Below are 2209 nucleotides of genomic sequence, written 5' to 3'. Positions count from 1 at the left end.
CCCCCCCCCCCCCCCCCTTGGCCGATCCGTTCGCTGGCTCATGTTGGCGGGGGGGGGGCCGGCCCGGGGCCGGCCCCCCCCCCCACCGGCTCTACCGAGGACCCGGGGAGGGTTGATGAACTTCGACTTTGCCGAGCAGTCGCCCAAGCTGATGATGCTGCTGTGGGGGTTGGTCGCCTTCGCGGTGGTGGTGGGCGGCCTACTCGTGCTGCTCGACGCGGTGCCGTCCTACTTCGCCCGGCGGCGTGAGGCGCAGTTCGCGGCCGCGACCGCCAGTGGCGCGCCACTGCCTGGGCGGAGCAAGCCCCGCGAGGGGATGTTCGCCACGTTCTTCCTGTTGCCGACAGTGCTACTGCTGATGATCGGCCTGGTCGTACCGGCGATCCGGACCACCCTGCTGTCCTTCATGGACGGCGGCAGTCAGAACTGGGTGGGCCTGGACAACTACCGGTGGATGTTCGCCGAGGACTCGATCGTGCGGGTGTTGGTCAACACCCTGGTCTGGGTCACCCTGGTCCCGCTGGTCGCGACCTCCATCGGCCTGATCTACGCGGTACTCGTCGACAAGGCCCGGCTGGAGGTGGTGGCGAAGTCGCTGATCTTCATGCCGATGGCGATCTCGTTCGTCGGTGCCAGCATCATCTGGAAATTCGTGTACGCCTACCGGGGCGAGGACCAGGAACAGATCGGTCTGCTCAACCAGATCGTGGTCAGCCTCGGTGGCGAGCCTCGGCAGTGGCTGCTGGACTCACCGCTGAACACGCTGCTGCTCATCGTGATCATGGTGTGGATCCAGGCCGGTTTCGCGATGGTGGTGCTGTCGGCGGCGATCAAGGCGATTCCGGCCGACATCGTCGAGGCCGCCCGCCTCGACGGCGTGACCCCCTGGCAGATGTTCTGGCAGATCACTCTGCCCAGCATCCGCCCCGCGCTGATCGTGGTGGTGGTCACCATCTCGATCGCCACGCTGAAGGTCTTCGACATCGTCCGCACCTCGACCAACGGCAACTACGACACCAGCGTCATCGCCAACGAGATGTACAACCAGGCGTTCCGGTACGGCCAGAACGGACAGGGCTCCGCGCTGGCGGTCTTCCTCTTCATCCTGGTGATTCCCATCGTGATCTTCCAGATCCGCAACCTGCGTCAACAGCGACGGGAGGGCTGAGATGACCACCACCACTCCCCCGGTCGCCACCGGCGCCCAGGACACCAGCGGAGGGTCCACCGCGGCGGCACGGGTGCGCAAACGACTCAGCACCCACACCGCGACGATGGTCGCCATCGTCATCGCGGTCGTCTGGACCATCCCGACCTTCGGCCTGTTCATCTCCTCGCTCCGGCCGGAGGCCCAGATCAAGACCACCGGCTGGTGGAACTTCTTCCGGGATCCGGAGTTCACCCTCCAGAACTACCAGGATGTGCTGTTCGGGCAGTCCGCCTCGTCCGGTCAGCTCGCCAGCTACTTCATCAACTCGCTGGTGATCACCCTGCCGTCGGTGCTGTTCCCGCTGGCGTTCGCGGCGATGGCCGCGTACGCACTGGCGTGGATCAACTTCCGGGGCCGGGACTGGGTGTACATCGCCATCTTCGCGCTCCAGATCGTGCCCCTGCAGATGGCCCTGGTGCCGCTGCTGAGCTTCTTCTCGCGCGGAGTCAGCCTGGGCGGCGTCACCCTGATGCCGGCCTGGAACCTCGACGGTGCACAGAACTTCGCCCAGGTGTGGTTCGCACACACCTGTTTCGCGTTGCCGTTCGCCGTCTACCTGCTGCACAACTTCATCTCGCAACTGCCCAAGGATCTGATGGAGGCGGCCCGGGTCGACGGGGCCACCCACCCGAAGATCTTCCGCACCATCGTGCTGCCCCTGGTTGCCCCGGCCCTGGCCGCGTTCGGCATCTTCCAGTTCCTCTGGGTCTGGAACGACCTCCTGGTCGGGCTCATCTTCGCCGGCGGCAGCGAGGTCACCGCGCCGCTCACCGTCCGGCTCGCCGAACTCGCCGGCACCCGAGGCAACGAGTGGCAACGGTTGACCGCCGGAGCGTTCGTCTCGATCGTCGTACCGCTGATCGTGTTCCTGTCGTTGCAGCGCTACTTCGTTCGTGGGCTGCTGGCCGGCAGCGTCAAGGGCTGATCGGCCCGTGGTGGGGGCGCGCGGGGGGGGGGGGGCCCCCCCCCCCCGCGGGGGAAAAACAAAAAAAAAGGGGG

General features: G+C 66.5%; 2 protein-coding genes. Both read left to right on the top strand.

The window, feature by feature from the left end; genetic code table 11:
• The first annotated feature begins 115 nt into the window (after nt 1–115).
• Entirely contained in the window at nt 116–1168 is a 1053-nt protein-coding gene (locus ACLQ2S_RS19795) for a carbohydrate ABC transporter permease (protein WP_155221137.1), read from the top strand.
• A 1-nt stretch (nt 1169) separates the two neighbouring features.
• Entirely contained in the window at nt 1170–2135 is a 966-nt protein-coding gene (locus ACLQ2S_RS19790; protein ID WP_155221139.1) for a carbohydrate ABC transporter permease, read from the top strand.
• The last annotated feature ends 74 nt before the right edge of the window (nt 2136–2209 follow it).

It is taken from the genome of Micromonospora sp. DT48 (assembly GCF_049844495.1).
GTDB lineage: Bacteria > Actinomycetota > Actinomycetes > Mycobacteriales > Micromonosporaceae > Micromonospora.
The sequence above is the reverse complement of the archived record's forward strand: the minus strand, read 5'-3'. Positions and strand labels throughout refer to the sequence as shown.